The organism is Kribbella sp. NPDC104740 (assembly GCF_055583505.1).
The window spans coordinates 1-24,836 of sequence record NZ_JBVJNV010000005.1 but is presented as its reverse complement, the minus strand read 5'-3'; the positions used below and the strand labels follow the sequence as shown (position 1 = coordinate 24,836).

The window sequence follows — 24,836 nt, the reverse complement described above, 5'->3', positions numbered from 1 at the left end:
ATGCATCGCAAGCTGATCAGTTTCGCGGTGGGGGTGTTCGTCACCGCTGCCTCCCTGACGTACGCCGAAGCCGCCGCGGACCCGTGCCTGGCCGGGCCGCCGATGCAGTCCTACGGCGGGGACCCGAACGAGAACGTGCTCACCACCGCTGACCTGCGGGTGCCGGTCGAGATGCAGGTGCCGGCCCCGGAGTCCGTGGCCTGCGACGGGATGACCATCACCGTCGAGCGGCCCGACGGCTCGCAGCGGGTCGTGGTGCCGCTGACGGAGAAGGTCCACAACGAGTTTCCGACCATCGACACCCGGACGGGCTTCCTCACCGCGACTCTCGCCGGCGGGGCCGGCCGGTGGGTGATGACCAAGGTGACGCACGGCGCCGACGAGCTCGCCGCCGACGTGTCGTTCCAGGTGCAGCGCGGCGCCACGCTCGTGCTCGACCAGCCGGCGCGCACCAGCGGTACGGCGAAGACGGTGGTCACCGGACTGGCCCGCCGCTACTCGACCACCGGCGCGCTGGTCCCAGCGGCCGGCGTCACCGTGCGCATCCTGGGCCCGAACCGCGCGACCGTCCTGGCCACCGTCAGGACCGGCGCCGACGGCCGCTACTCCGTCCAGCTCGCCCTGACCAAAGCCACCGAGCTGTTCGCCAACCTGCCATCCGTGGGTGACTACGTCGAGCTGACCACAGCCCCGGCGGTCGCACACAAGCTGCTCTCGATGAGCTACCTGACGGCCTCCCCGACCGCAACCGTGAACAACTACTGGAAGGTCAGCGGGACAGCCTTTCCCGGGACGCTGTTCACCACCTTGGACTTCTGGAACGGCTCGGCCTGGCAGTCGACGCAGTCGTTCGGCAACACAGCAGCCAACGGCTCGTACGCGCGGTACTGGAAGCCCGACCGGCCCGGGACGTTCCGGATGCGGGTGTCGGTCTCCGGGGCAGGCATCGACAACTCGCCGTGGAGCCGGGAGACCACGATCACGGTCAAACAGTTGCCGCAGGCGCCGACGTACTTCGTGGGCACGGTGGTCGCGCCGACGGCCGGTTTGCCGGTGCTTCGAGACTCGACGTTGTCCAGCTTCGGGACACTCGAGTACCGGCGCGCCAACGGGACGCTGGGACCGGTCGGCAACCAGGTGGTGATGGTCTACGCGCGGCGGGTCGGGGAGACCTCCTGGACGGTCGTCAGCTCGGCGCGGACGGCGGTCAGCGGGTACTTCTACACGCGGTGGGGACACATCTACGACGTCGGCCAGAGCTTCCAGGTGATGCTCACCTACCCGACCAAGCTCCCGCAGGCCGCCAGTAGTGCGACCGGGGTTTTCGGGCCGTTCACCGTGCAGCCGTGAGGCGGTCGCGCAGCGTCGCCGTACGGTAACTGACGGGGCACCGATACCGGCTCGAGATCGGGGATCCCTCCCGCCGGACGCCTGATTCTGCGACGATGAGGCCGTGTCTGATCCCACGGCCTCGCCGATGACGACCACCGAGCTCGACTTCGCGCTCGCGGCCTACACCGAGGACGGGGTCTGGACGGTCACGCCACTGGTGCTGCGCGGCGAGCCGGATCTGTCCGCGCTGGTGTCGGCGCTGCGCCGCTACCCGGGCGAGTCCGGGGTGATCGGGATGATCTCGGTCGACGAGGACTTCTTCGTGCTGGTCCGGGTCGACGGCGGCCGGGCCCGGCTGCTGATGTCCGACGTCACCGCGGCGACCGAGTGGCCGCTGGCCAAGCAGGTCGTCGACGAGCTGGACATCCCGCTGGCCGAGGACGACGACGAGCAGGTCCCGGCCGGCGACCTGGCGATCGTGGCCGACCTCGGGATGACCGCGATGGATCTGGGCGCGCTGATCGACGACGTCGACCTGTACCCCGAGGAGATGCTCGAGGAGATCGCCGAGGCGCTCGGCTTCGCCAACCAGTTCCACGAGGCGATCGAAGCCATTGGCTGACCCGGCCCGCCGGGCCTGGGCCCGGCTGATGGAGCTCGCCCTGGCCGAGGCCGAGCAGGCCCGCGGCAGCGCCGACGTACCGATCGGTGCGGTGGTGGTGACCGCCGACGGCGAGGTGATCGGCCGTGGCCACAACGAGCGCGAGGCGACCGGCGACCCGACCGCGCACGCCGAGGTGCTGGCGATCCGTCAGGCCGCCGCGGCGGTCGGCGAGTGGCGGCTGACCGGCTGCACGCTGGTGGTCACGCTGGAGCCCTGCACGATGTGCGCGGGCGCCATCGTGCTGTCCCGGCTGGACCGGCTCGTCTTCGCGGCGTACGACGAGAAAGCGGGCGCCGTCGGCTCGCTCTGGGACGTCGTCCGGGACCGCCGGCTGAACCACCGGCCCGAGGTGATCGGCGGTGTGATGGCCGACGAGGCGGGCGCCCGGCTGCGCGATTTCTTTATTGGGCACAGGTCTTGATAGCCTCTGCGGCGGTGGCGTGTCCGAGCGGCCGAAGGAGCGCGCCTCGAAAGCGCGTGAAGGGTACCCCCCTTCCGAGGGTTCAAATCCCTCCGCCACCGCCAACCGGCTCCGGCCGGGAGTTACGCCGAGGACCCTGATGCTGTGTGATGCGTCAGGGTCCTCGTTCTTTGTCCGGCGAGATGATTCGTTGCTGATAGCTCCGGTCAATTAGGATGCAGCCCCCGACCCCGAGGGGCCGAGCCTGTGGACGTGCACGAACTCGACCGGATCCTGCTCGCCGGCGCCGCGGTGCTGCTGGTGGCGATCGTCGCCGTGCGGCTGTCCGGCCGGCTCGGGCTGCCCTCGCTGCTGATCTACCTCGGGATGGGCCTGCTGCTCGGCGAGTCCGCGCTCGGGATCCAGTTCGAGGACGCCGAGCTGGCGCACGCGCTCGGGTTCGCCGCGCTGGTGATCATCCTCACCGAGGGCGGTCTGACCACCCGGTGGAACGAAGTGCGCCCGGTGATGCCGCTCGGCGTCGTGCTGGCCACGCTCGGGGTCGCGGTGTCGGTCTCGGTGGTCGCCTGCGTCGCGCACTTCGTGCTCGGCGCGGACTGGCAGATCGCGGTCCTGCTCGGCGCGGTGACGTCGCCGACCGACGCCGCGGCGGTGTTCTCGGTGCTGCGCCGGGTCCCGATCAGACCACGGCTGCGCGGCGCACTGGAGGCCGAGTCCGGTCTGAACGACGCGCCGACCGTGCTGCTCGTCACGATCGTCAGCACCGGCTCGATCGGCGAGCACGGCGTACCGTACTTCGCCGGGCTGGTGCTCTACGAGCTGGTCATCGGCGCCCTGTTCGGTTTCCTGGTCGGCTGGGTGAGCGTCGGCCTGCTCCGCCGCGTCGCGCTCGGCTCCGCCGGTCTGTACCCGCTGGCGATCGTCTCGCTCGCCTTCATCTCGTACGCCGGGGGCACGGTCCTGCTGCACGTCTCCGGTTTCGCGGCCGTCTACGTGACCAGCCTGATCATCGGCCGCGCCGAGCTGCCGCACCGGATCGCCACCAAGTCGTTCGTCGACGGGATCGCCTGGCTGGCCCAGATCGGGCTGTTCGTGATGCTCGGCCTGCTCGCCTCGCCCGGCCGGATCGGCCTGGACGACGTCGTGGTCGCGCTGGTGATCGGGATCGCGGTCACCGTGGTCGGCCGGTTCGCGGCCGTCGCGCTGTCGGCGACGCCGTTCCGGATGCCGTGGAAGGAGCAGACGTTCATCGCCTGGGCGGGCCTGCGCGGCGCCGTACCGATCGTGCTGGCGACGATCCCGCTCGCCGAGCACGTGCCCGAGGCGGACCGGGTGTTCGACGTCGTCTTCGTGCTGGTGCTGTTGTTCACGCTCCTGCAGGGACCGTCGCTGCCCTGGCTGGCCCGGCGGCTCGGCGTACTGGACGACAACGCGGCGCACGAGGTCGACATCGACGTCGCGCCGCTGGAGTCGCTCGGCGCGGACATGCTGCAGGTGCAGATCCCGAGCGAGTCCAAGCTCGCCGGGGTCGAGATCGGCGAGCTGCGGCTGCCGGCCGGGGTGTCGATCTCGCTGGTGATCCGGGCCAAGCAGGCGTTCGTACCCGATCGCCGGACCGTACTGCGGGCCGGGGACGCGATGCTCGTGGTGACCCCGAACCCGCTGCGCGAGAAGACCATTCGCAGGCTGCGCGCGGTGTCGCGGGCCGGGCGCCTGGCTGGATGGTTCGGCGAGCGCGGCCGCGAACAGGTGTAGAGGGCAACAAAAAAGCAGCGAGACCTCGTCTCCCTGCAGTTTCAGGTTATAGCGCACCCCGGGGCTTGCCGCAAGACCCCGGTGATGGCGGAGAATCGGCGGCCGTCGTCACAATCCGTTTCTCCCGGAGGTCGCCGCAGTGGCTGTGCAGTACGTGCTGGAGCTCGAGGAAACCGATCAGTCGCAGCTCGCCTTGGTGGGCGGGAAGGGGGCCAACCTGGGTGGGTTGGCGCGGATCGAGGGGGTGCGGGTCCCGGCGGGGTTCTGCGTGACGACCTCGGCGTACCGGGAGGTCGTGACGGCTGCTGTCGACGACCGGCTCGATGCGCTGGCGGGGTTGGCCGCTGACGATCGGGAAGGGATCCGGGCGCTGAGCGCGGAGGTGCGGGCGGCGGTCGAGGGGGTCGACGTGCCGGAGGAGGTCGCGGCGGCGATCGCTGGGGCGGTCGTCGAGGGCGTGGCGTACGCCGTACGGTCGAGTGCCACGGCCGAGGACCTGCCGACGGCGTCGTTCGCCGGGCAGCAGGACACGTACCTGAACGTGGTCGGGGCGGCGGCGGTGATCGACGCCGTACGGCGGTGCTGGGCGTCGCTCTTCACCGAGCGGGCGGTGACGTACCGGCAGCGCAACGGGATCGACCACCGGGCGGTGCTGATGGGCGTGGTCGTGCAGCAGATGGTGTTCTCGCAGGCGTCGGGGATCCTCTTCACCGCCGATCCGGTGAGCGGGAACCGGAAGGTCGCGACGGTGGACGCCGGGTTCGGGCTGGGGGAGGCGCTGGTCTCCGGGCTGGTGAATCCGGATGTGTTCACGGTGCGCGACGGTGAGGTGGTCGGGCGGACGGTCTCGGCGAAGCAGATCGCGATCCAGGCGCTGCCGGGAGGTGGGACCGAGGAGGTCGTGCTCTCCGCCTCGCAGCAGGAGTTGCCGGCGCTCACCGACCAGCAGGCTGTGCGACTGGTCGCGCTCGGACGGCGGATCGAGGCGCACTTCGGGCGGCCGCAGGACATCGAGTGGTGCCTGGTCGACGACGACTTCCAGATCGTCCAGAGCCGGCCGATCACCACGCTGTTCCCGGTGCCGGAGACCGGTGACCAGGGCAACCATGTGTTCCTGTCGGTCGGGCACCAGCAGATGATGACGGACGCGATGAAGCCGCTCGGGCTGTCGGTGTGGCAGTCGACGGCGATGGCGCCGATGCTGGCGGCGGGTGGGCGGTTGTTCGTCGATTCGACGCCGCATTTGAGTTCGCCTGGGCGCCGGGCGGGGTTCTTGGACTTGGTGGGGAAGGGCGACCCGCTGATCCAGGACGCACTGCAGACGCTGCTGGATCGAGGGGACTTCATCCCGACGGTGCCGGACCAAGCGCCGGCCGCTGGTCGGGAGCGCGCGGCCGCCGAGCCGCCGATGCGCGGTGCCTCCGCGCCGCTTCCGACCGATCCTGCCGTGGTCACCGAACTGATCCGGCGCAGCCAGGCCGCCCTGGCCGCCTTGCGCGACGACATCGCCGCGAAGACCGGGCCGGCGCTGTTCGACTTCCTCCTCGAGGCGTTCGCCGAGCAGAAGCGGCTGCTCGGCGACCCGCTCAGCATGCAGGCGATCATGGCCAGCCACGACGCCACCTGGTGGCTCAACGACAAGCTGTTCGAGTGGCTCGGCGAGAAGAACGCGGCCGACACGCTGACGCTGTCCGCGCCCGGCAACATCACCTCCGAGATGGGCCTCGCGCTGCTCGACGTCGCCGACGCCGTCCGCCCGTACCCGGAGGTGCTGGCCTTCCTCGCCGACGCCGAGGACGACTTCCTCGACCAGCTGCCCAAGGTCGCCGGCGGCGAGGAGGCGCGCGCCGCGATCACGGCGTACCTCGACCAGTACGGCATGCGCTGCGTCGGCGAGATCGACATCACCCGCCCGCGCTGGATTGAGCAGCCCGAGACGCTGGTGCCGCTGATCCTCGACAACGTGAAGCTGTTCGCGCCGGGCGCTGCTGAGCAGCGCTTCGAGGAGGGCCGGCTGAAGGCGCTCGCCAAGGAGCAGGAGGTGCTGGAGCGGCTGCGCGCGCTGCCCGGCGGCGAGCAGAAGGCGACCGAGACCCAGCAGATGATCGAGCGGGTGCGGACCTTCATCGGCTACCGCGAGTACCCGAAGTACGCGATCATCTGCCGCTACGCCGTCTACAAGCAGGCGCTGCTGGCCGAGGCCGACCGGCTCGTCGCGGCCGGCGTACTGGCGGAGCGCGAGGACATCTACTACCTCACGTTCCACGAGCTCCAGGACGTCGTCCGCACGCAGCAGGCCGACGCCGGCCTGATCCAGCGCCGCAAGGACGACTTCCGGGTCGACCAGTCCCTCGTCCCGCCGCGCGTGCTCACCTCGGACGGCGAGTCCATCAGCGGTTCGTACCGGCGGGACGACGTACCGGCCGGTGCCCTCACCGGCCTGGCGGTCTCCGCCGGAACCGTCGAGGGCCGGGCCCGCGTCATCCTCGACCTGGCCAAGGCCGACCTCGAACCCGGCGACATCCTCGTCACCGCCTTCACCGACCCGAGCTGGTCACCCCTGTTCGTCGGCATCTCCGGCCTGGTCACCGAGGTCGGCGGCCTGATGACCCACGGCGCCGTCATCGCCCGCGAGTACGGCCTCCCCGCCGTCGTCGGCATCGACCACGCCACCCGCCGCATCCAGGACGGCCAACGCATCAGAGTCCACGGCACCGACGGGTTCGTCGAACTGCTGGACTGAGAGAGAAGAGAAGAGACAAAGACCAAGAGAAAGAACACAAGAAAGAGAAGAGAGAATTCAGTGGCAGGTGCCTGGCTGAGGTCGTCTGTTGGTGCGGCGACGCTGCCAGGAACCTGCTAGTGCTTCGAGACTTCCTCACGGATCCGTCGAATCAACTTCACCGCGGCCGCGCCACGTACGGCGGAGTCGGAGAGTCGCTCGAACGCCGCGCGATAGGCGGCGGTCTGCTCGGGGTCGGTGATGTCCACCTTGGCTGTCTCGAGTTCGATCTCTACCACATCCGGCTCCTCGTCGCGCTCGGCCAGCACTCGCCAACCGTGGTAGGAGAAGGCACCGGAGGGTGAGCTGAAGGGCACGATCGCGAAGTCCGCCGTGCCTTCGGCGGCCAGCAGCCCAAGACGGTCCAGCTGGGAGCGCAAGGCTGCCGCGGATTCCACTGGCCAACGCAGTGCCGTCTCACCGATCAGAAAGCGGATGGTCTGCGTGGAGTCGTACAGAACGGATTGCCGTGCCATCCGAGCCGCGACGGCGGCCTGCAGCTCCGGGCCGTCGGAGTACGCACAACGGAAGATCTCCCGCGCGTAGTCAGGAGTCTGCAGCAGACCCGGGATCAGTCGCGGATGCCACTCGAGGTTGAGCCGCGCGCCGGCCTCGGCGTCGGCGATCTCGTGCTGCAGCCGTGCGATGCCTCCGCGGACCCGACCGTGCCACGGGCGGGGATAGGCATCGGTGGCGATCCGCTCGGCGAGTCCGACGATCTCGGTCACACGCTCGTGGTCGACCCGGGCGATCTGTGCCCAGCGGCTCACCAGATCCACCGACGGAGCGGACTGCCCCAACTCGATCCGGGACAGCTTGGACTGAGAGATCCCCAGTTCTGTCGCGAGCTTCTCGCCGGACAGGCCAGCCAGCTTTCGGGCACCACGAAGCAACCCGCCGAGCTTGTGTTGCAGGGCGGGTACCTCACTGTCGAACGCGTACGTGTCTACTGTCGGTCGTCCTTCAGATCATCGATGAATTGCAGGAGCGGTGTGGAGCAGCCGATGGCGAGATCGCGGAACCGCCTGCACGCCGCGAGCGTCTCGGGATCGTCGTCGAGCTCCCAGCCGAGTTTGACACCGGTCTCCGCGTTGTAGCGGTACCAGACCACGGTGTCGTCGAACAGTGCGAACTCCGACGGCACGTCCCGGAGCCCTGGATGGGTGGAGCGCACCGCGATCCGGACGTCCTGGCCGGCCGGCAAGTTGTCGGCCTGATAGGCGGCGAACTCGTAGCGAAGGTAGTCGTTGACCGGCAGATCGATGACGTGGACCAAGGTGTTGGTACAGCCCGCCGCGATCTGGTCGGCGACGTCCTTCCACTCCTGGTCGGTCGAGGGCGCGACCGTCCCGGTCTCCCGCCACGAGGCAACGCGGTCCGCCTCGTCCGGCCACGCGTACGACTGCAGCAGCTCAACCCGGAAGACCGATTTGCGCGCGCCGTTGTAGAGATCGAGGAGTTCTCCGACGGCGAGCGGCCTGATCACCGTTGGGCTCGGATGGCGTCAGCCGCCTCGAGCAGCGTGTCCACGGGGAGGCGGCCCAGGAGCTCGCCGGGTGGGATCGAGGCCGGCGCGATCCGGTCGAGACCGTCGGGCGTCTCGTACAACTGCACCAGTACGTCGTCCTGGTGATCGTCATCGAGCCAGACGCGTGCGCACCCGGTCTGACCGGTGGTGCCTTCGGCATATTCGTGGGCGATCAGGCGCAGCGTCATGGTGTCCTCCAGGGTGGATGGGCGCTCACCACAATCTACCCAGATTCAACGGGTAACTGTCAATAGCCCATTTCTACCCGTATCGTGATGGGTAGAAATGGGTAGGATGTGTAGTGAGCGATTCTGGAAGGGGCGTGCCATGGAGGCATCTGCGACCGGTCGACAGGAGGTGCCGGCGTCTCACGACCCGGCTGACGAAGCCTGCGACGGTACGCATCCGGTCACGGGGCGGCCGTGCGTGCGGACCTGGCACAACGGCTTCCACCGAAGCGCGGATCAGCGGCAGTGGCTCGACGACTGAGAGGTCGTCGCAGGTCAGTTCGGGTTCTGGCCTGAGGGGATGGCTTGGGACGGGCGGACCACCGGGAGGCAGACGACGGAGTCGGCGGGGACGGCGATGCTGGGGACGCCCTTGGTGTTGAGTTTGGTGAAGCCGCTGCCGAGGACGATGTCGACGGTGTGGTCGGCGCGGGCGTCGGCCTTGGTGGCGGCTTTCTGGTTGAGCTGGCCCATCGCGAGCTTCACCTCGGGGCCGTCGGCGGTGGCGCCGCGGACCTCGACGGTGTCGACCTTGTCGCCGTTCGGTTCGTTGGCGATCTTGTTGATGTTGAAGCCGCGCTTCTTCAGGTCCTCGCCGAGGCGGGCGGCGGAGCCGGCGCGGGCGCCGCCGTTGTAGATGTTCAGCACGACCTGCTTGGGGACCAGCCGGTTGTTCTCGAGCTTCTGCTCGACGCAGTTCGGCTCGGCGCTGGAGTCGGTGAGCGAGTTCCAGCCCCACCAGAAGCCGCCGACCAGGATCATCAGCAGCACGACCATGGTGATCGGCGTCCGCCAGTGCAACCGCGAGTACGGCCTCGGCTGCGGGTGGAAGGCGGCCATCTAGCTCACGACCAGGACCCGGGCGTGCAGGACCAGACGCTGCTGCAGGGCCGCGCGCAGCGCCCGGTGCAGACCGTCCTCGAGGAACAGCTCGCCCTTGTACTCGACGACGTGCGCGAACAGGTCGCCGTAGAAGGTCGAGTCCTCGTCGAGCAGCGCGTTCAGGTCCAGGGTGCCCTTGGTGGTGACCAGCTCGTCGAGCCTGATCTGCCGCGGGGGCAGCACGGACCAGTCCTTGGCCTTGTACCCGTGATCGGGGTACGGCCGCTCCTCACCGACGCGCTTGAAGATCACCCACCGAAGTCTAGCGGGGCCGGAGGTCTCCGGAGAGGTCGGGAATGTCACCGCGGAAGGTCGAGACCAAGACTCAACCTTTCACCGCTCCCGGACGTCCACAGTGCACAGGGACTATCAGGGGGTAGACATGAAGGTACTGACCAAGCTGGCGGCGGGGGCGGCCACGGTGGTCGTCGCGGTCGCCGGGACCACGCTACCGGCCGACGCGCTGACCGTGGCCCAGAACAAGGCGGCCCAGACCCGTCTGAACGCGCTCGGCTGCTACGCCGGGCCGGTGGACGGCAAGATCGGCCAGATGACCCAGGCGGCGACGATCCGGTTCCAGGCCGCGAACAAGATGACCCAGAACGGCTCGCTCGGCGGTACGACGTACAGCCGCGTCCTGGCCGCCTCGGCCAAGCGCTGCGACGTCCGGGCGGTCCCGGCCAGCGGCGGCGGCAAGCGGATCGTGCTCAGCCAGGGCCAGAACTACCTGTGGCTGATCGACGCCAAGGGCAAGGTCGTCCGGCAGGGCCCGATCGTCGACAACCCGAGCTACCTCAAGCCCGGGACGTACACGACCGGCTCCAAGTGCGGGCGGGCGGCCCGGATCAAGAAGAACACCGACGGCGCCAGCCTCTACCTGAACAACTTCGTCCGGTTCGCGCCGTGCGGGATCGGGTTCCACCAGATCCCGACGTACAAGAGCAACGGTGCGCAGATCCACGGCGACTGGCAGCTCGGCACCAACCAGAAGGCCTCGCACGGCTGCATCCGGGTGCAGAAGTCGATGTCGGACGCGATCTGGGCCTTCACCACGGCCTCGACCAAGGTGGTCGTGGTCCGCTGACCAACGGACAGGGGGTGTCCGACTTCTGGTGGACGCCCCCGGCGGTGCCCGGCTCCTAGGGTTGTTCCCGACCATCGACGTCGGGGAACTGGGGAAGTCATGCCGGGCACCGTGCGGTTGCGGCCGCCGAACAACGCACTCGACCGCCGGGTCCTCGGCGTCTGGCGGGTGAACTCGGCGCTGGTCTTCGCGCCGCCGATCCTGACGCTGGTGCTGCTCGGGCTGCTGATCGCGCCGGCCCGGTTCTGGCTGCTGGCGCCGGCGGTACTGGTGGCTGTCTGCTGGCTGCCGTTCGCGACGGTGCTGCCGCTGTGGTGGTACCGGGTGCACCGCTGGGAGGTCACCGAGGATGCGGTGTACGTGCGGGCCGGGTACTTCTGGCAGGAGTGGCGGATCGCGCCGATGTCGCGGATCCAGACCGTCGACACGCTGCGCGGCCCGGTCGAGCAGCAGTTCGGGTTGTCGACGCTGGTGGTCACCACCGCGTCCGCCCGGGGTTCGCTGAAGATCCGCGGGCTGGAGCAGGAGCAGGCGGGGGAGCTCGCGGAGCGGCTGACGCAGGTCACCCAGGCGACGCCGGGTGATGCGACGTGAGCGTGGGTGGGGTGGAGGACGGCTGGCGCCGGCTCGACGCACGGGCTGTTGCCGTCGGCGCCCTCCTGGCAGCCGGCGTAGCTGTGGGAGCTGCGGTGCCGACGGCTGTCGGCGTGGCTTCGGGGACCTCCTGGAGTACGGCGCTCGCCTGGGTGGTGCCCTGTGGTGTCCTGCTGGTGCTCGCAGGAGCCCTGCTCGAGTACGTGCGCTGGCGGCGTACGGCGTACCGGATCGGTGCCGAGCAGGCTGAGCTGCGGACCGGCCTGGTGGTACTGCGGCGGCGGGCGTTGAGCCGGGAGCGGATCCGCAGCGTCGACCTGACGGCGAACCCGCTCCTGCGCGTGTTCGGGCTGGTGGCGGTGAAGATCGGGACCGGGGAGAGCTCCGTCGAGAGCACGCTGTCGCTCAGCCCGGTGACGCGCGCCGAGGGCGAGCGGCTCCGGCTGGAGCTGCTGCGCGGTGAGCAGCACGAGAGCGACGGGACGCTCGCTGTGCTCGATCCGGCCTGGATCCGGTACGCGCCGATCTCGTTCCTCGCGCCGACGCTCGGGCTCGCGGCCGGTGGTGCGGTGATGCAGGTGTCGCAGTGGTTCACGCTGCAGGACGAGCTGATCGACTGGGTCCAGGACCTCTTCAACGGTACGCCGTTGCTCGGCGTACTGGTGATCCTGACCGCGTTCCTGCTGGTCGTGGGCCTGGTCGGCTCGCTCGGGCTGTTCGTCGAGATGTGGTGGAACTACCGCCTCGACCGCGAGCCCGGCACCCTGCGCGTACGCCGTGGGCTGCTCACCACGCGCTCGATCTCGATCGAGGAGCGGAGGTTGCGCGGGGTCGACGTTGTCGAGCCGCTCGGCGCCCGCCTGGCCGGTGCGGCCCGCGTCGACGCGATCGCGACCGGGCTGGTGCAGCAGCAGGAGGACGAGAAGACCGACCACAAGACGTTGTTGCCTCCGGCTCCCAAAGACCTCGCCGACCGGATCGCGGCCGCCGTACTGCGGGAAGAAGTCGCACCCACGGCCGCGGCTCGGCTGACCCCGCACCCGCGGGCCGCGCTCGGCCGGCGGCTCCGGATCTCCGTCGCGGCCGCGCTGCTGCCGGTGCTGGTCCTGGTGGTGCTCGGGCTCCTGTTCACCGATGTACTGCTGCAGCTCGGAGGCCTGCTGGCCGTCGTACTGCTGCCGGTCGCGATCGTGCTCGCCCGCGACAACTACAAGGCACTCGGCCACGGGATCACCGGCAAGTACCTGGTCACCCGCTCCGGTTCCGTACGCCGATCAACCGCGGCGCTGCAACGCGATGGCGTACTGGGCTGGCGGGTCCGGCAGTCGGTCTTCCAGCGCCGTGCCGGCCTGGCCACCTTCAGCGCGATCACGGCCGCGGGCGGCGGCGCCTACTCGGCCCGCGACGCCGACGCCGACGAGGGCCTCGAGTTCGCCCAGGAAGCGGTTCCGGGCCTGCTGGAGCCGTTCCTCGTGCGCGGCTGACCCCCTCTGGTCGCCCGGCCGCACTAGCATGCCGAGCGCAGGGGTAGTTCCGTCGCGCGAAAGGCAGCGTTGAGATGGCCGAGACACCGGACGTCGTGGAGACCGTCAAGCAGGGGTACGCGTTCGAGGGGCCCGCGATCGAGCTCGGGTCGCTGCTGGTCGACGGTACGCCGAACCCGGAGGCGGCGGTCCGGATCCCGCTCTCGATGGTGAACCGGCACGGCCTGGTGGCCGGCGCGACCGGTACCGGCAAGACCAAGACCCTGCAGCTGATGGCCGAGCAGCTGTCCGCCGCCGGTGTCGCGGTGTTCGCCGCCGACATCAAGGGCGACCTGTCCGGCATCTCCCAGCCCGGTGAGGGCAACGAGAAGCTGCTCGCCCGGACCAAGGCGATCGGCCAGGAGTGGACCGGGACCGGCTTCCCGACCGAGTTCTACGCGCTCGGCGGCCAGGGGTCCGGCGTACCGATCCGCGCGACGATCACGTCGTTCGGGCCGGTGCTGCTGTCCAAGGTGCTCGGGCTGAACGACGTCCAGGAGTCCTCGCTCGGCCTGATCTTCCACTACGCCGACAAGCAGGGCCTGACGCTGCTGGACCTGAAGGACCTGCGCGCGGTCATCACGCACCTGACCAGCGACGAGGGCAAGGGCGACCTGAAGGAGCTCGGCGGGCTGTCCGCCGCGACCGCCGGCGTCATCCTGCGCTCGCTGATCGGGTTCGCTGACCAGGGCGCCGAGGCGTTCTTCGGGGAGCCGGAGTTCGACACCGCCGACCTGCTGCAGCAGCGCGACGGCAAGGGCGTCGTGTCGCTGCTCGAGCTGCCGAACCTGCAGGACCGGCCGGCGCTGTTCTCCACCTTCCTGATGTGGCTGCTGGCCGACCTGTTCCACGACCTGCCCGAGGTCGGCGACGTGGACAAGCCGAAGCTGGTGTTCTTCTTCGACGAGGCGCACCTGTTGTTCAACGACGCCTCGAAGGCGTTCCTGGACTCGATCGCGCAGACCGTCCGGCTGATCCGCTCGAAGGGTGTCGGCGTCTTCTTCGTCACCCAGACCCCGAAGGACGTCCCGGACGACGTCCTGGCGCAGCTCGGTTCGCGGGTGCAGCACCAGCTTCGCGCACACACGCCGAACGACGCGAAGGCGCTGAAGGCGACCGTCTCGACGTTCCCGAACTCGTCGTACGAGCTGGCCGAGGTGCTCACCCAGCTCGGGATCGGCGAGGCGATCGTGACCGTGATGAACGAGAAGGGCGCGCCGACGCCGGTCGCCTGGACCCGGCTGCGGGCGCCGCAGTCGCTGATGGCGCCGGCCTCGGCCGAGCAGCTGAGCGCGGCGGTCGCGGCGTCGGCGAACCACGCCAAGTACTCCGAGGTGGTCGACCGCGAGTCGGCGTACGAGAAGCTGGCGGCGAAGGTGCAGGCGGGCGCCGCGCAGGCCGAGGCCGAGGCGCAGGCCCAGGCTCAGCAGCCGGCGCCGGAGCAGCCGAAGCCGCGGGCGCAGAAGCCGGAGAAGTCGATGGTCGAGCAGGTGGTCGGCTCGTCGGCGTTCAAGCAGTTCGCGCGGTCGGCCGGGCGGGAGATCGTGCGCGGGTTGTTCGGGGCGGCGCGCCGCAAGCGCTGAGCGGACGACTCTTCCATCCTGCTGGAAGAGTCAGATAGTTGATCAAATCCTTACGACAGGTTCCTCCGGAACGCCGTACTGTTAGAGGATGGTTGCGCAGAGTAGGCGATCGGTCCGGAACTGGGCGCTGTGGACCCTGACGGTCCCGGCGTTCGGTCTCGTCGCGCTGGTCGACCTGCTCGCGATCGGGTACGGCGTGCGCTCGTTCGCCGAGCTGCCTTCCTGGAAGGGCCTCGACCTGGTGCTCGCGCTGACCGTGTCGGCGCTGATCTCGGTCGAGGGAGCGCGGCGGGTCGAGAACCGGCGGAAGTCCGGCGGCGCGCTGCACAAGGACCTGGCGCCGGCGTGGATGATCGCTGCGGCGCTGGTGCTGCATCCGGCGCTGGCGGTGCTGGTCGCGGTGCTGCTGCGGATCTGGTGGCGGATCCGGGCCGGGCGGTGCATTCCGTACCGGTGGGCGTTCAGTACGGCGGTGTGCGTGCTCGGCGTCGGCGCGGCGCATGCGGTGTTCGTGGGGGCTCGCGATCTGCTCGGTGGGTCTTCGCTGGCGCTCGTCGTGTCGATGACGCTCGCTGCCTTCGCGTACGTCGCGACTGATGCGGCGCTGTGTGGGCTCGCGATCGTGCTGATCGTGCCGGGGAGCAGTCGGCAGGAGGCGATCGGCGACAAGGACTCGCTCTGCGTGGACGCGACTGCGGCGACGCTGGGCTGCCTGCTCGCCGCGGCGGCGCTGGTCAGCCCGTGGTTCGCGTTCCTGGCGATCCCGATCTCGCTGACGGCTCAGCGGGCTTTGTTGTTCGCGCAGCTGGAGAGCGAGGCGCAGACCGACCCGAAGACCAGCCTCGGGCGGATCGACTGGTGGCGGCGGCGTACCGAGGAGATGTTGCGTACGGCGCGCGCCCAGCGAGAGCCGGTGGCGGTGCTGCTCGTCGACATCGACCACTTCAAGCAGGTCAACGACCGGCATGGACACCTGGTCGGCGACGAAGCACTGCGCGCCGTCGCGACGATCCTGCGCGGGGCGATCCGGGTGAAGGACGTGATCGGTCGCTTCGGCGGCGAGGAGTTCGTGATCGCACTCCCGGAGACCGACCTGGCCGACGCGACCAGCACCGCTGATCGCCTGCGCACCGCCGTCGCCGCGAGCCCACTGGCCGCGATGTGCGCCGGCGTCCTCGACGACCCCGACCTCGACCCGGACACGTTCCACCTGACCGTCTCCATCGGTGTCGCCGTCTCCCCGTCCGACGGCCAGACCGTCGACGAGCTCCTGCTCCGCGCCGACCGAGCCATGTACGCCGCCAAGGCAGCAGGAAGAGACCGAGTCCGAGCCGCCGCCGACTGCGCCCCGGCGGACCTGGCCCGGCTCACGCTCCCTCGCCCGGCCGTCCGGTCCAGCTAGCTCCCGACCGGGTCTCAGGTACCGACCACCGATCCGGTGGCCGGTACCTGAAAGGTGCTGGGCTGGTAGTTGCGAACCTGCGCAGAACCTTTCTCCGGCCTACGGCGTCTTGAGCTGTGGAAGGACGGAGACTCCATGGGGCGGACCGACGGGCGGGACGAGGACTTCACGGCTTTCGTGCTGGCCAGGTCTGCGCGGTTGGTGCACATCGCGCGGATGCTCTGTGGCGACCCCGCACTCGCCGAGGACCTGGTGCAGACCGCGCTCGAGAAGGCGTACCTGCGCTGGGACCGGATCGAGCTCGGGGACCCGTTCGGGTACGTCCGGCAGGCGGTGGTCAACCAGCACCTCTCGTGGGCGCGGCGACGGCCCTGGCGGGAGCGGCCGAGCGGGCACGCGGCCGAGCTGGAGCAGCAGCTCGACCTGCGGGGTGGCCGGACCGTGGCCGACCCGGCTGTCGCCGTCGACCGGCGGATCGCGCTCGCGGGCGCGCTCGCCACGCTGACCGCGCGGGAGCGGGCGGTCGTCGTACTGCGGTACGTCGAGGACCTGACCGAGGCGCAGACCGCCGCGACGCTCGGGGTCGCGGTCGGCACGGTGAAGAGCGCGACGAACCGCGCCCTGCAGAAGCTGCGGGCGACCCCGCAGCTTCTGGACCAGGTGTCGTTAGGAGAACGGCCATGAACGACGACTTCGACGAGGAGCTGCGCGCCGCGCTGCGCCCGGACGACCAGCTCCGCCCGCTCGACCCGGCGGCGGTGATCGCCGGCGCGCACCACCGGCGCCGAATGCGTGGACTGGCTGCCGCAGGGCTCGCGTCGGTCGCCGTACTGGCTGTTGCTGCTGGTGGGCTGCTGTCGTTCGGGAGCCCGTCGGGGTCGGCGCCGGCCGGTCCGCCGACGTTCGGCCTGCCGAGTGCCGGTACGCCGACCGCCGGGCCGCGGACGCGCCCGGACGGCGCCGTCCCCAGCGGCAAGTCGACCTTCGGCCCGACCATGTCCGGCACCCCGGGCGGCATCGGGAACACTCCGACTCCGGACTCCAGGGCTCCGGAGCAGCCGGAAGCGCAGTTCCTCGCGGAGTGCCGGACCGCCTTGCAGGCCGAGACTCCGCGGCCGGGACCGGCGGCGCAGCGCAAGGCGTCGCTCAGCGGCGCCCGTGGAGCGATCGCGATATTTGCCGGACGCAACTACTGGGGCGCCTGCGACAGCGGGTACGGCGACGAGGTGTCGCTGCGGCAGGCGACCTCCACCCAGCGCCCTTCGCGTGCGGACGTGGACGCGTTCGCGGTCGCCAACAACCAGGTGATCGAGGGCGGCACGCCGTACGAGTACTCGTGGGCGGCGGGGATCCTGCCGCTGGGGGTGTCCGGGGTGCGCTACCGGTTCCCCGAGGGTGAGGTGATGGGCGCGTCGGTCTTCGGGAACTACTGGCTGATGCAGTACCGCGGGTCGAGGCCGAGCCAGCACGACGGGCCGGACAGTCCGCGGATCAAGGTCGACCTGCTCGGCGCGAACGACCAGGTGCTGACCACGCACGAGCTGGTCTGGGGCAAGCACACCTGCGCGCAGATCAGCCACGGCTGCTGAAGAACCTTCCCCGGCGCGGTCGCGTCCTTCAGCCCGAAACGACAACTTGTGGAGGGCAACAGATGAGGAACCACCGGGTACTGCGCAACGGCGCCGCCGTCCTCGCGTCGGTCGCCGTCGCGGCGATCGCCGTCGCCGGCATCACGATCGCCCGAGCCGACCAGTCCACGACCGGTACGCCGGCAGCCGGCGGTCCTGGTACTCCGACGGCGAGTCCGAAAGCAGCCCAGCAGAAGACGGTCACCCGGCCTACCGTCCCTCCTCGTCCGAAGGAGTACCCCCTCCCCAAGGATGCGGTCGCCGCCTGCAAGCGCCTGTTGACCGACCAGCCACACCCCGGACGCTCCGCCAAACCAGTCGCCCGCCTCGACGGCGCCCCCGGCACGATCGTCGTCCTCGCCGACGCCTCCCACTGGGCCGCCTGCGACACGGCGTACGCCCGGCAGAACAACGAGGGCTCGCTCCGCGAACCGGCCCGCATCATCGCGTCCACCAAGCTCGCGGCCTTCGCCGTCGCCCACAACCTCATTCCGCGCGGCGGCAAGGAGTACAACTACTACTGGGCCGCCGGCGTCCTCCCCAAGGACGTCACCGCGATCACCTACACCTTCCCCGGCGGCGCCACCACCAAGGCGGTTGTCCAAGGCAACTACTGGCTGCTCCAGCACCAGGACCCGAAGCCCTGGACCCCCGGTAGCGAAACCACCCAGCGCATCATCGTGAAGATCAGCAAGTCCAACGGCACCACCAGGACCGAGAAGCTCGACTGGGGCACTCACACCTGCGCCCAGATCACCCACGGCTGCTGAGGAAACCGTGCCCGGAGAGTCCCGCCCGAGGCTCTCCGGACACGGTGGTTCAGAAGCCCCGCTCAGCAAGCACCGAACGAACCGGCGCTGATCCAGGCCTTGGCGACGTACATCCCGGAATGCACTCGCAACCAGATGTTCGACGTCCCCTGGGAACCGGAGACGCTCTGCCCGGTGACCTGGCACTCGACCGTGACCTGCGCGGACTTCCCGGCCATCCCGACGACGGCACCCGACGAGCTCGCCGAGTTGCGCACGTTGAGGTAGCCCGAGGTGATCGCGACCGTGCCGCGGCCGCCGTCACCGGTCCACAGGTACGTCGTGTCGACCCACGCGTTGTTGGTCAGGCCGAGCGCGTCCCAGAAGGTGCCGTCGGCGAGGTCGATGCCGGCCGGGTTGGCGACCGTGCGGCCGAACTGGTCCTTTCCGCCGTTGTACCCGTTCTGGTACGCCGCCTGCGACTCGGGCCGGCCCTGCGGGAGGTCCTTCCACATCTCGCGGGTGGCGCTCGGGTTCCAGTAGTCGTCCTTGGTGTTCCACGGGCCGACGTCCCAGACCGGTTCGAACGCGCAGCGGAGGGTGCCGGTCGTCGTACAGACCTTGACCGAGTAGTTGCCGGAGCCGTTGTTGGCCAGGCCGCGGCGCGACGGCAGCGCGACGAAGTGGTCGCGGCTGATGATGACGTGGCCGTTCGCGGTGGTGCCGCCGACCAGGCCTTCGCGGGTGGCGAAGACGCGCGACTTCAGCGGCGCGGCCTGCACCTTCATCGTGCTCGCGACGGCCTTGTCCGTGGGCTGCACCCGTACGTCGGCCACCCACGGCTTCGCGCCGGTCGGAGGCGCGACGACGATGATGCGCAGCTGGACCAGGTCGCTGACGCCGGGCAGCGCGGTCGGCGTACCGGCCTTGGCGGGTGTCCACTCCGACCAGCGGTCGTTGACGAGGGCGCGGACGTCGACCTCGGCGGTCGAGCCGTCCGGCGTACCGGTCGTGTAGTCGACGACGACCGCGGACGTCGCCGCGGGGAAGCGGACCGGGTCGAGGTTGCCGATACCGGAACGCTGCTTGATCTCGGCCGATCCCATCCGGACCGGGGCGTCGCCGAGGACGATCCGGCTGCCGTCGGCGACGACGTTGGTGGAGCCTTCGGCCGGTTGGCCGGCGACGGCGACCGGGTCGGTGCCGGCCGCCGTACTGGGCAGGACGGCGGCGGCCAGGGGTGCGGCGGCCAGCGCGGCGGCGACGCAGAGTGCGGCCGCGGACCTTCGGGTGATACGCATGGCGGTACCTCCGGGGCGGTGAGGCTGCTGTCACCGGGTGCGACACCCGGCTGACCGATCGTGACAAACAAACGCCGTACTTGTACAGCGACGGAAATAAATTTCTTCGGAACGGACAGAACCCAACCGGTGACTCACCGGGTTTGGACAGGTGTGACAGAGGCTGAGGAGAATCGATGACCCGGGCCGCGGACGCCGACTTCGAGCGGTTCGTGCAGGCGCAGTCGACGCCGCTGCTGCGGTTCGCGGAGATGCTGTGCGGTGATCGCCACACCGCCGAGGATCTCGTGCAACAGGCGCTGATGCGGTCCTACCCGAAGTGGCACCGGCTGGACGGCGACCGGTTGCGGTACGTCCGTCGGGTGCTGGTCAACCGGTTCCTCTCGCAAGCGCGCCGCCGCTGGTCCAACGAAGTGCCCAGCGATCCGGTGGACAACGACTGGGACGACCGGTCGGTGGCGGACTTCGCCGGCGAGGTCCAGACCCGGGACGCCGTGCTGTCAGCTCTCGGTGGGCTGACAGTGCGCGAGCGGACCGTGGTCGCCCTGCGGTACTCGCAGGACCTCTCCGAAGCGGAGACCGCCGAGCTTCTCGGCATGGCCGCCGGGACCGTGAAGAGCACGGCCTCCCGGGCCCTGGCCAAGCTGCGTCTGGCACCCGACCTGATCGAATCCGGAGTAGTTGGAGGAACAAGATGAGCGACGAGCAGCGGGTGCGCAGCGCGCTCGAGTACGACCTGGAGCCGTGGCAGCCCGACCCGGCCGACCTGATGCGCCGCGGCCGGCGGCTCGCCTGGCTGCGCCGCGGCCTGGCCGCCGCCGGTGTCACCGCGCTCGCCGGCAGCGTCGCGACGGTGTCCGCCGCGATCGGCGGACCGGCCGACGTGAAGAACCTGCTCGCCGGTGGCGGTAAGCCCCCGGTCCCCGTCGAGCTCCCGGCCGGTACGCCGACCGCGGTGCCGACGGTCGACCCGACCTGCCTGCCGAAGGTGCCGAGCAAGGGCAAGATCGAGGCGTCGGTCAAGGTGAAGGTCGAGGGCGAGCTGCCGCAGGGCAAGCCGTCGCTGCCTTCGGTGCCTTCTGTGCCGGTCAAGAAGCCTTCGCTGCCGACCGTTCCGGTGCCGACCGGGAAGCCGTCGCTCCCGGGCAAGCTGCCGCAGGTCCCGACCGGTAAGCCGTCGCTGCCGAACGTGCCGACGGGCAAGCCGTCGCTGCCGGGTAAGCCCTCGCTGGCCAGCGTGCCGGTCCCCACCGGCAAGCCCTCCCTGCCGAACGTGCCGGTCCCGACCGGCAAGCCGTCGCTGCCTTCGGTGCCGGTCAAGAAGCCTTCGCTGCCGAACGTTCCGGAGCCGACGGGGAAGCCGTCGCTCCCGGCCAAGCCCGAGCTGCCGCCGTGCGTCACCGACCACGTGCCGACCGCGCCGCCGGTCAACGTCCCGACGACGCTGCCATCGCTCCCGGGCAAGCCGAACGTCCCCACCACCAAGCCGTCGCTGCCGGGCAAGCCGTCCCTGCCGACGATCAAGGTCCCGACCGTGAAGCCGTCCCTGCCGGGTCAGCCCTCGCTGCCGATCCCGACCGGAAAGCCTTCCCTGCCGGGCAAGCCGAGCCTTCCTCCCCTGCCCACCGAGCGGCCCACCGGGCTGCCGACTCATCGGTAGTTGGCCCTCCCCCTTCACACCGATGACGCCGTCGGCCGGCCCGCGGGCGGAACGGGCCGGCCGCCGGTGGGGTACTGACAAATCTCCATCAGCAGGAGAGGTTTTGGGGCCGCCCGCTCTGGACTGAGGAGAGAGGGAGCGAAGCGACCGAACGACGAGGGAAGAGCGGGCGAAAAGCCCCAAAACCCGCGGCGACGAAGTCGCCGCCAAAAGCACAGGATCAGCGCCCCGAAACGCATGGTCCTCAGCGGCTGCAGTTGATGTACACCGAGATCAACTGCGGTCCCCACCGGCGGGTGGGACCTCGGGGGTCCTACTCGCCGGTGGTCCCGTCCGCCAGCTCCCGTACGACGTCCAGCTGCCCCACGTGCCGCGCGTACTCCTGCAGCACGTGGAACAAGATCCACCCCAGCGTCGGCTTCACGTCCTCGCTCCCGAACCGGCCGCCCTCCGCCGCCCGGACGCCGAGCGCTCCAACGCCGACCACCCCGACCCCCTGCGCCGCCGCGGCCTCCGCCCGCACCACCCCCGCGACGATCTCCCGGGTCCGCTTCCCACCTTCGCGCAGCGCCGCCTGCAAGCCTTCCAGCGTGTCGCCTTCGTCCAGCCGCCACCGCTCGTCGGCGTCGCTGTCACCCCAAGGCTCCGACACCTGCTCCGCGGTGAACCCCCAGCGCAACCACCGCCGCTCCATGAACACCAGGTGCTTCAGCAGCTCCAGCGGCGTCCACCCCGACGGCAGCTGCGTCGTCCGCAGCTCCGTGTCGGACAGTCCGTCGAGCTTGCGCTGCACGGTTTCCCGGTAGAAGTCGAGCCACGCCAGCGGCAGCTCGACCGGGTCACCGATGCGTTGGTCGGGCAGCATCACACCATCTCCTTCAGGTACCGCGCGGTCGCCTCGTCGGCGGGGAAGAACTGCTCGATCATCAGTTCCGACACGGTCACGTCCAGCGGCGTCCCGAAGGTCGCGATCGTGGTCAGCAGCGACAGCTCCTGGTCCCCGCGCCGCAGCTTCATCGGTACGACGACCTCCGCGACCGGCCCGGCCGCGACGCGCTCGTCGCCGGCGTAGCCGCGCAGTTCGTCGTACAGGTCCTGCAGCTCGGGGTCGGCGGTGCTGGCGATCTGCCGCTGCAGCGTACTGAGCGCGCTGGCGCGGACCGCGGCGAGGTTGCTGATCCGCCGGCCGAGCCCCTCAGGATGCAGCGTGAGGCGCAGCGCGTTGATCGGCGCGGCGAGCAGCTCGGGCGCGACGTCCTCGGTGAACAGCGCGGCGGCGGCGTTGGTCTCGACGATGTTCCACCAGCGGTCGACGACCAGCGCGGGGAACGGTGCGTGCGCGTCGAGCAACCGGCGCAGCGTCTCCCGTACGGCGAGCATCGCCGGCGAGTGCAGCGACGCCTCGCTGTAGACCGGCGCGTAGCCGCCCGCGAGCAGCAGTTGGTTGCGGTCCCGAAGCGGTACGTCGAGATGCTCGGCCAGCCGCAGCACCATCTCGCGGCTCGGCTTCGACTTCCCGGTCTCGACGAAGCTGACGTGGCGCGTCGACACCTCGACCTGGTTGGCCAGGTCGAGCTGGCTGAGCCTCCGCCGCTCGCGCCAGCCGCGCAGCAGCTCACCCACCGGCCGCTGGAAGGTCTCCTCGGCGATCGTCATGCTCCCGACGGTAACCGCCGAGGTGTCCACCGACATGACCTCCGAGGTCATCGCCCGATCGCCGCGACCGGCCGCAAGGTTGTGGCAACCGATCCTGAGGAGAACACGATGAACCTGGCCGAGCAGTACTTCGCCATCTGGAACGAGACCGACGCCGAGCAGCGGGCCCGGCTGATCGAGAAGACCTGGACGCCCGACGGGTACTTCGTCGACCCGAGCTTCGAGGCCACCGGGTACGACGAGCTGAGCGCGATGGTCGGCACCGCGCAGGGGATGTTCCCGGGCCTGCGGTTCGCGGTGACGGGCAAGATCGACGAGCACCACGACCGGGTCCGCTGGACCTGGGAACTCGGCGCCGACGGCCAGGAAGCCGTTGCCGGGGGCACCGATATCGTCACCGTCGGTGCGGACGGCCGGATCCGTTCGGTGGTGGGCTTCCTGGACTTCGCGCCGGCCCACTGACCGGAGTGCCGGCGTTCACTTTCGCCTGTTGATCGTTCCAGCGCCGGGCCGCGACCCTTCCGGTTCGTAGCTTGGCCGCATGGTGATCAAGGGACTGCTGGCGCTGGGCCTGATCGGAGCGGGGCTGCTGCCCGCCGTACCGTCGAATGCCGCGCGCATCGACTGGAAACCCTGCGAGGAGGGGCAACCGGCCGAGTGCGCGCGGCTGACGGTGCCGCTCGACTACGCGAAGCCGGGCAAGGGGCAGACCGAGCTGCTGATCGCTCGCGTCCCGGCCCGCGACCAGGCGCACAAACTCGGGGTGCTGACCTTCAACCCGGGCGGTCCCGGTGGCCCCGGCGCCTCGATGCTGGCGGCCGGGATCGTCGGCGACCTGTTCGGGGAGGAGCTCCGCGACCGGTTCGATGTGGTCAGCTTCGACCCACGCGGAACGGGCGGATCCAGTCAGCTCGACTGCGGCCCGGTGCTGAAGCCCGGCGTACCGGTGTTCCCGGACTCGCGACGCTCGTACGACGCCATGGTCGCCGCCAGCCGCGAGCTCGGAAAGGCCTGCCTGGCCAAGAACGGCGACCTGATGCGGCACCTCGACACCCGGACCGCTGCGCGCGATCTGGACTCGGTGCGGGCGGCGCTCGGGGTGCGGAAGCTCAGCTACTTCGGGCCGTCGTACGGGTCGTACCTGGGGACGACGTACGCGCAGCTCTTCCCGCACCGGATCGACCGGATGGTGCTCGACGGGATCGTCGACCACGCCCAGGGCTCGACCGGCTTCGTGCTCAGCGAGGCCCGCGAGATGGAACGCGGCTTCGACCGGATGGCGGCCTGGTGCGCCGCGACGCCCGAGTGTGCGCTGCATGGGCGCGATGTCGGAAAGGTGTTCGACGCCGTGGTCCGGAAGGCCGACCGGCGACCACTGCCCGTGGGCAACACGACCGTGAACGGCGACCAGATCCGGATGGCGCTCCCGATGTTCCTGCCGACCCTCGGCGGCTTCGAGGGCCCGTGGACGGCGTTCGCGTCGGCGCTGGCCAAGGCTTCTGACGCGGGCGACGGGTCGGGTTTCGTCGGCAACAGCTACGTCGGCTTCCCGGAGTCGGCGTACGCCGCGGTGTCGTGCATGGACTTCCCGGGTGAGTTCCGTGGGTACGCCGACGTGCGTGCGCGGCTAGCCGTCGCCCGCGCGGTCGCACCACGAGTCGGCGCCGCCGTCGAGGGCTGGGTGATGGCCGCCGCCTGCTCCGGCTGGCCGATCCCGCCGACCAACCCGTGGAAGCCGACCCCGATCAAGGACGCACCGCCGGTGCTGATCCTGAACAACACCCACGACCCGGCGACGCCGCTGGCCGGCGCGGTCAGCCTCCAACGCCAGATCCGCGGCAGCCGCCTGCTGGTCAGCGACACCTACGGCCACACGTCATGGTTCAACAACGAGTGCGCCCGCAACCACGCGTCGACGTACTTCCTGACCGGAAAGCTCCCAGCCCGCGGGACCACCTGCTAGGGGAGGTAAGAACAGAGAGAAGAACAGAGAGAAGAACAGAGAGAAGAACAGAGAGAAGAACAGAGAGAAGAACAGAGAGAAGAACAGAGAGAAGAACAGAGA

General features: G+C 70.0%; 25 protein-coding genes and 1 tRNA gene. 18 read left to right on the top strand and 8 right to left on the bottom strand.

Annotated elements, in window-relative coordinates; genetic code table 11:
* The 6 genes from ACZ6Z4_RS25745 to rph all read left to right on the top strand — a co-directional run bounded on the left by ACZ6Z4_RS25745 (position 1) and on the right by rph (position 6,915).
* A complete protein-coding gene (locus ACZ6Z4_RS25745) occupies positions 1 to 1,350 on the top strand; it encodes a hypothetical protein (protein WP_465569317.1) in 1,350 nt (449 codons plus the stop codon).
* Positions 1,351 to 1,453: 103 nt separating this feature from the next.
* Positions 1,454 to 1,954, top strand: coding sequence for a tRNA adenosine deaminase-associated protein (locus ACZ6Z4_RS25740; RefSeq protein ID WP_465569316.1), 501 nt, complete (start codon positions 1,454 to 1,456; stop codon positions 1,952 to 1,954).
* A 28-nt stretch (positions 1,955 to 1,982) separates the two neighbouring features.
* Positions 1,983 to 2,417, top strand: coding sequence for a tRNA adenosine(34) deaminase TadA (gene tadA / locus ACZ6Z4_RS25735; protein ID WP_363677265.1), 435 nt, complete (start codon positions 1,983 to 1,985; stop codon positions 2,415 to 2,417).
* A 13-nt stretch (positions 2,418 to 2,430) separates the two neighbouring features.
* Positions 2,431 to 2,521, top strand: a tRNA-Ser gene (locus ACZ6Z4_RS25730).
* A 142-nt stretch (positions 2,522 to 2,663) separates the two neighbouring features.
* Positions 2,664 to 4,172 carry a potassium/proton antiporter gene (locus ACZ6Z4_RS25725; protein ID WP_465569315.1) on the top strand — a complete coding sequence of 503 codons (1,509 nt, stop codon included), beginning with the start codon at positions 2,664 to 2,666 and terminating at the stop codon, positions 4,170 to 4,172.
* 139 nt (positions 4,173 to 4,311) lie between these two features.
* Positions 4,312 to 6,915 (top strand): rifamycin-inactivating phosphotransferase, encoded by a 2,604-nt coding sequence (gene rph, locus ACZ6Z4_RS25720; RefSeq protein WP_465569314.1) that lies wholly within the window; start codon positions 4,312 to 4,314, stop codon positions 6,913 to 6,915.
* A gap of 116 nt (positions 6,916 to 7,031) precedes the next feature.
* On the opposite strand, the gene ACZ6Z4_RS25715 is transcribed toward rph, so the two are convergent.
* The 5 genes from ACZ6Z4_RS25715 to ACZ6Z4_RS25695 form a co-directional block, all read right to left on the bottom strand.
* Complete coding sequence (locus ACZ6Z4_RS25715) at positions 7,032 to 7,847, bottom strand: helix-turn-helix domain-containing protein (protein ID WP_465569312.1); 816 nt, start codon at positions 7,845 to 7,847, stop codon at positions 7,032 to 7,034.
* A 53-nt stretch (positions 7,848 to 7,900) separates the two neighbouring features.
* Entirely contained in the window at positions 7,901 to 8,440 is a 540-nt protein-coding gene (locus ACZ6Z4_RS25710; protein WP_465569311.1) for a DUF6879 family protein, read from the bottom strand.
* A complete protein-coding gene (locus ACZ6Z4_RS25705) occupies positions 8,437 to 8,670 on the bottom strand; it encodes a hypothetical protein (RefSeq protein ID WP_465569310.1) in 234 nt (77 codons plus the stop codon). Before ACZ6Z4_RS25705 ends, ACZ6Z4_RS25710 begins: the two co-directional genes overlap by 4 nt.
* Before the next feature lie 315 nt (positions 8,671 to 8,985).
* Positions 8,986 to 9,549, bottom strand: coding sequence for a LytR C-terminal domain-containing protein (locus ACZ6Z4_RS25700; RefSeq protein ID WP_465569309.1), 564 nt, complete (start codon positions 9,547 to 9,549; stop codon positions 8,986 to 8,988).
* Complete coding sequence (locus ACZ6Z4_RS25695) at positions 9,550 to 9,843, bottom strand: type II toxin-antitoxin system VapB family antitoxin (protein WP_184801463.1); 294 nt, start codon at positions 9,841 to 9,843, stop codon at positions 9,550 to 9,552.
* A 130-nt stretch (positions 9,844 to 9,973) separates the two neighbouring features.
* On the opposite strand from ACZ6Z4_RS25695, the gene ACZ6Z4_RS25690 reads away from it, so the two are divergent.
* The 8 genes from ACZ6Z4_RS25690 (at position 9,974) to ACZ6Z4_RS25655 (ending at position 18,175) form a co-directional block, all read left to right on the top strand.
* Entirely contained in the window at positions 9,974 to 10,675 is a 702-nt protein-coding gene (locus ACZ6Z4_RS25690; protein ID WP_363675519.1) for a L,D-transpeptidase family protein, read from the top strand.
* Positions 10,676 to 10,774: 99 nt separating this feature from the next.
* On the top strand, positions 10,775 to 11,269 hold the full coding sequence (locus ACZ6Z4_RS25685; RefSeq protein ID WP_465569308.1) for a PH domain-containing protein: 495 nt from the start codon (positions 10,775 to 10,777) through the stop codon (positions 11,267 to 11,269).
* On the top strand, positions 11,266 to 12,753 hold the full coding sequence (locus ACZ6Z4_RS25680) for a PH domain-containing protein (RefSeq protein WP_465569306.1): 1,488 nt from the start codon (positions 11,266 to 11,268) through the stop codon (positions 12,751 to 12,753). The genes ACZ6Z4_RS25685 and ACZ6Z4_RS25680 overlap by 4 nt, the downstream gene beginning before the upstream one ends.
* A gap of 74 nt (positions 12,754 to 12,827) precedes the next feature.
* On the top strand, positions 12,828 to 14,375 hold the full coding sequence (locus ACZ6Z4_RS25675; protein ID WP_465569305.1) for a helicase HerA-like domain-containing protein: 1,548 nt from the start codon (positions 12,828 to 12,830) through the stop codon (positions 14,373 to 14,375).
* An 88-nt stretch (positions 14,376 to 14,463) separates the two neighbouring features.
* Positions 14,464 to 15,777 carry a GGDEF domain-containing protein gene (locus ACZ6Z4_RS25670; RefSeq protein WP_465569304.1) on the top strand — a complete coding sequence of 438 codons (1,314 nt, stop codon included), beginning with the start codon at positions 14,464 to 14,466 and terminating at the stop codon, positions 15,775 to 15,777.
* Positions 15,778 to 15,912: 135 nt separating this feature from the next.
* The gene (locus ACZ6Z4_RS25665; RefSeq protein WP_465569302.1) at positions 15,913 to 16,461 is read left to right on the top strand and encodes a SigE family RNA polymerase sigma factor; all 549 of its coding nucleotides are present in this window, start codon (positions 15,913 to 15,915) and stop codon (positions 16,459 to 16,461) included.
* Positions 16,458 to 17,366 carry a hypothetical protein gene (locus ACZ6Z4_RS25660; protein WP_465569300.1) on the top strand — a complete coding sequence of 303 codons (909 nt, stop codon included), beginning with the start codon at positions 16,458 to 16,460 and terminating at the stop codon, positions 17,364 to 17,366. Before ACZ6Z4_RS25665 ends, ACZ6Z4_RS25660 begins: the two co-directional genes overlap by 4 nt.
* A gap of 62 nt (positions 17,367 to 17,428) precedes the next feature.
* Positions 17,429 to 18,175: a hypothetical protein gene (locus tag ACZ6Z4_RS25655; RefSeq protein ID WP_465569297.1), complete on the top strand. Its 747-nt coding sequence runs from the start codon at positions 17,429 to 17,431 to the stop codon at positions 18,173 to 18,175.
* A gap of 62 nt (positions 18,176 to 18,237) precedes the next feature.
* Here ACZ6Z4_RS25655 and ACZ6Z4_RS25650 read toward each other — a convergent pair whose 3' ends face one another.
* Positions 18,238 to 19,455 (bottom strand): hypothetical protein, encoded by a 1,218-nt coding sequence (locus ACZ6Z4_RS25650; protein WP_465569296.1) that lies wholly within the window; start codon positions 19,453 to 19,455, stop codon positions 18,238 to 18,240.
* Positions 19,456 to 19,631: 176 nt separating this feature from the next.
* On the opposite strand from ACZ6Z4_RS25650, the gene ACZ6Z4_RS25645 reads away from it, so the two are divergent.
* Together ACZ6Z4_RS25645 and ACZ6Z4_RS25640 are read left to right on the top strand one after the other, a co-directional pair.
* Positions 19,632 to 20,153: a SigE family RNA polymerase sigma factor gene (locus ACZ6Z4_RS25645; RefSeq protein WP_184801481.1), complete on the top strand. Its 522-nt coding sequence runs from the start codon at positions 19,632 to 19,634 to the stop codon at positions 20,151 to 20,153.
* On the top strand, positions 20,150 to 21,115 hold the full coding sequence (locus ACZ6Z4_RS25640) for an anti-sigma factor (protein ID WP_465569292.1): 966 nt from the start codon (positions 20,150 to 20,152) through the stop codon (positions 21,113 to 21,115). Before ACZ6Z4_RS25645 ends, ACZ6Z4_RS25640 begins: the two co-directional genes overlap by 4 nt.
* Positions 21,116 to 21,428: 313 nt before the next feature.
* On the opposite strand, the gene ACZ6Z4_RS25635 is transcribed toward ACZ6Z4_RS25640, so the two are convergent.
* Positions 21,429 to 21,980, bottom strand: a complete 552-nt coding sequence (locus ACZ6Z4_RS25635; protein ID WP_465570190.1) for a DinB family protein — start codon at positions 21,978 to 21,980, stop codon at positions 21,429 to 21,431.
* Positions 21,980 to 22,771, bottom strand: a complete 792-nt coding sequence (locus ACZ6Z4_RS25630; RefSeq protein ID WP_465569290.1) for an MmyB family transcriptional regulator — start codon at positions 22,769 to 22,771, stop codon at positions 21,980 to 21,982. Before ACZ6Z4_RS25630 ends, ACZ6Z4_RS25635 begins: the two co-directional genes overlap by 1 nt.
* Positions 22,772 to 22,852: 81 nt before the next feature.
* Here ACZ6Z4_RS25630 and ACZ6Z4_RS25625 point away from each other — a divergent pair, with 81 nt between their 5' ends.
* Positions 22,853 to 23,233 (top strand): nuclear transport factor 2 family protein, encoded by a 381-nt coding sequence (locus ACZ6Z4_RS25625; RefSeq protein WP_465569288.1) that lies wholly within the window; start codon positions 22,853 to 22,855, stop codon positions 23,231 to 23,233.
* A 79-nt stretch (positions 23,234 to 23,312) separates the two neighbouring features.
* A complete protein-coding gene (locus ACZ6Z4_RS25620; RefSeq protein ID WP_465569286.1) occupies positions 23,313 to 24,734 on the top strand; it encodes an alpha/beta hydrolase in 1,422 nt (473 codons plus the stop codon).
* The last annotated feature ends 102 nt before the right edge of the window (positions 24,735 to 24,836 follow it).

What these genes read in the sequence shown, in the direction of transcription:
- ACZ6Z4_RS25745 (WP_465569317.1), top strand. Translation starts at nt 1, where the DNA reads ATGCATCGCAAGCTGATCAGTTTCGCGGTGGGGGTGTTCGTCACCGCT.
- tadA (WP_363677265.1), top strand. Translation starts at nt 1,983, where the DNA reads ATGGAGCTCGCCCTGGCCGAGGCCGAGCAGGCCCGCGGCAGCGCCGAC.
- ACZ6Z4_RS25705 (WP_465569310.1), bottom strand. Translation starts at nt 8,670, where the DNA reads ATGACGCTGCGCCTGATCGCCCACGAATATGCCGAAGGCACCACCGGT.
- ACZ6Z4_RS25700 (WP_465569309.1), bottom strand. Translation starts at nt 9,549, where the DNA reads ATGGCCGCCTTCCACCCGCAGCCGAGGCCGTACTCGCGGTTGCACTGG.
- ACZ6Z4_RS25690 (WP_363675519.1), top strand. Translation starts at nt 9,974, where the DNA reads ATGAAGGTACTGACCAAGCTGGCGGCGGGGGCGGCCACGGTGGTCGTC.
- ACZ6Z4_RS25685 (WP_465569308.1), top strand. Translation starts at nt 10,775, where the DNA reads ATGCCGGGCACCGTGCGGTTGCGGCCGCCGAACAACGCACTCGACCGC.
- ACZ6Z4_RS25675 (WP_465569305.1), top strand. Translation starts at nt 12,828, where the DNA reads ATGGCCGAGACACCGGACGTCGTGGAGACCGTCAAGCAGGGGTACGCG.
- ACZ6Z4_RS25670 (WP_465569304.1), top strand. Translation starts at nt 14,464, where the DNA reads ATGGTTGCGCAGAGTAGGCGATCGGTCCGGAACTGGGCGCTGTGGACC.
- ACZ6Z4_RS25665 (WP_465569302.1), top strand. Translation starts at nt 15,913, where the DNA reads ATGGGGCGGACCGACGGGCGGGACGAGGACTTCACGGCTTTCGTGCTG.
- ACZ6Z4_RS25660 (WP_465569300.1), top strand. Translation starts at nt 16,458, where the DNA reads ATGAACGACGACTTCGACGAGGAGCTGCGCGCCGCGCTGCGCCCGGAC.
- ACZ6Z4_RS25655 (WP_465569297.1), top strand. Translation starts at nt 17,429, where the DNA reads ATGAGGAACCACCGGGTACTGCGCAACGGCGCCGCCGTCCTCGCGTCG.
- ACZ6Z4_RS25650 (WP_465569296.1), bottom strand. Translation starts at nt 19,455, where the DNA reads ATGCGTATCACCCGAAGGTCCGCGGCCGCACTCTGCGTCGCCGCCGCG.
- ACZ6Z4_RS25645 (WP_184801481.1), top strand. Translation starts at nt 19,632, where the DNA reads ATGACCCGGGCCGCGGACGCCGACTTCGAGCGGTTCGTGCAGGCGCAG.
- ACZ6Z4_RS25640 (WP_465569292.1), top strand. Translation starts at nt 20,150, where the DNA reads ATGAGCGACGAGCAGCGGGTGCGCAGCGCGCTCGAGTACGACCTGGAG.
- ACZ6Z4_RS25635 (WP_465570190.1), bottom strand. Translation starts at nt 21,980, where the DNA reads ATGCTGCCCGACCAACGCATCGGTGACCCGGTCGAGCTGCCGCTGGCG.
- ACZ6Z4_RS25630 (WP_465569290.1), bottom strand. Translation starts at nt 22,771, where the DNA reads ATGACGATCGCCGAGGAGACCTTCCAGCGGCCGGTGGGTGAGCTGCTG.
- ACZ6Z4_RS25620 (WP_465569286.1), top strand. Translation starts at nt 23,313, where the DNA reads ATGGTGATCAAGGGACTGCTGGCGCTGGGCCTGATCGGAGCGGGGCTG.